Source organism: Vicinamibacteria bacterium, from assembly GCA_035620555.1.
Taxonomy (GTDB): domain Bacteria; phylum Acidobacteriota; class Vicinamibacteria; order Marinacidobacterales; family SMYC01; genus DASPGQ01.
Genome location: DASPGQ010000305.1, coordinates 1 through 2,289, shown reverse-complemented (window position 1 = coordinate 2,289; position 2,289 = coordinate 1). Strand labels below are relative to the sequence as shown.

Here is a 2,289-nt window from a genome sequence, read left to right as displayed (position 1 = left end):
ACTTCCGAGCGGAACACTCGTCTCGGCTCGAGTGGAGGAGACGGTCGAGAGTTTTGCCGAAGGTTCCCTGATCCGAGAGCCGTTCTCCCAGGAGATGCCTCTCTACCGTTTCCCCTTGCGCGAAGATGAAGAGCTTTACGTAGACTTCCCGGTAGCGCCTAGCCGAAAGTTCACGGTGGACGAGCTGAAGGAGGGCCGAATCCACGTCGAAATCGAGATGGCGCCCTCTTTCTATCGAGGCATTCTGGTAGGAGAGGAAGGCGCCGTCGTTGACGGCGCAGGCGGCGCGGAGCTCATCGTGCCTTCGGGGGCGTTGACTAACGGCACCGTCAGCGTCTCCGTTGAGGCCCACGATCCGCTGACGCTCGGAATCGGGTTCGACGGGTTGACCCTGGTCGCGTCGGCGGAGGTGGATCTCTCCGGGGCAACGCTCGCCGTGCCCGGAACCCTTTCCCTTCCGGCAAACTTGGTTTCGCCCAGTGGTCTCATCGTCGGCAAGTTCCTCTTCGTCGCCGGACAAAGAAAAGTCCGTCTCATCGGCCCGGCATCGTTCGCGGACGGTCGGATCTCGGTCGCCATCGATTCGGGCGGAACCTATCTCTTCTTCCAGGCCTCGGAGCCTATCGGCCTCATTCAAGGGACCGTTACCGAAGGCGGCTCCCCCGCTGGGCTCGCGGTAGTGGAGTCCTCGACGAGCCCTTTCACCGACGTTACGCCGGCCTCGGGTTTCTATACGGTCGGGGCGAGACTCGAACCGACGACGATCACGGCTCGCAGCCTGGTCACGGGCAACCAGGCAGTGAGCATCGTAACGCCTTCGTCGGCGACGAGCACGGTCAACCTCGATCTCGCGTTGACCCTGACCGGACCGTTCGTCACCGACGCCACACCGCTCGATGGAGCCGTGGGCGTATCGCTATCCCCATCGATCCGGCTCACCTTCTCCGAGCCCGTCGACCCCTCTACGATTTCGACCACGTCGGTATCGTTGAGGAGAGCGGACGAGACGCCGGTTCCAGGCCGTGCGGTCCTGGGCGTCGGCAACCTCTCGGTCTCGTTCCTTCCCGACGACAATCTCGAACCCCTGACGAACTACGTCGTGGTGGCATCCTCTGCCGTCCGGGATACCACGTCGAATCCTCTGCTCCCGTTTGCATCGAGCTTCACGACCCTCGACGACTCGATCGCGGAGCCGAACCCCGATACGCTGACGGTGAGCTTTCCCGACGCCGACGGGTTCGTGACCATCGAGGCGCCCGCGTTCTCGTTCGAGCCCGGAAGCTCGGTGACGATCGTGAATCTGACGAACGGGATCGTCGTGACTGGAAATGTTGGCCCGGACGGGAGTCTTTTCTTCGCGATCCAGGCTTCCATCACCGATGAGCTCGAAATAAGGATTCTCGACGCCTCGAATCGTGAAATCGTGATCCACAAGACGGAGTTCCACGGACCAGACGGCGAGGTCGCCATTGGCCGCCGAGGCGGCAAGATCGCTTTGGGGGATTTCGAGCTCGTCATACCAGAAGGAGCGTTGGCAGGCGCATCGATCTTCACTCTGAAGGAGGTGGAGCAGACCATTCTTGATGAATTGCCGGCCGCCGATGGCGCTGGTGGATTTGGCTCCGGCGTGGAAGTGAACATGGGCGGCGCCGTGCTCGAGGAGGAGGCGGACCTGAGGCTTCCCATCCCGCCGCTGGCACCACCGGACGCGGACTTCGTCATCGTGCGGAAGATCGAGGAGCAGGGCGAAGTACTCTACGAAATCATCGACACCGCCGTGGTGACGGCCGGAAAGCTGAAGACCGAATCACCACCGTTTCCCGGGATCTCTAGTGGCGGCTTCTACTTTTGCGTTTGGTATCCCACGCTTCCTACAACCGGGAGAAACGCGATGGGGGCAATCACAGGAATCGCACGAGAGATCGACCCGTCGGCCGTGACACCAATCGAAATTCCGCTTTCGGGCGTTACCGTTCGAGTGGACGAGGCGCTCCAGGGCGGCCAGTACACGGCGACAACCAATGACGAAGGTCGCTTCGTCCTGTTCGATGCTCTGTTCGGCACCCTTGGCTCTCTCGTGAACCTGGTGGCGAGAGACGGAACAGGCCGCGAGTCCCGCGCGGTAGCTTTCGAGGACCCGGATGTGGTCGAACGCTTTGGGACGCTTTCGCGTTTCACGCGGGCCGGCGACGTCGTGTTTGATTTTCCGCTGTCGCCTCCCGAGCCCCCGCGCACAACCTTGACGGTTCTTCTGTTCGAGCAGGACGGCGCGACCAGGACCGCGATGAC

The 2,289-nt window shown here is 62.1% G+C and carries 1 protein-coding gene; it reads left to right on the top strand.

Annotated features, from left to right (window positions below):
- On the top strand, positions 1–2,289 hold a 2,289-nt coding region (locus VEK15_12390), incomplete at both ends, for an Ig-like domain-containing protein (protein ID HXV61489.1).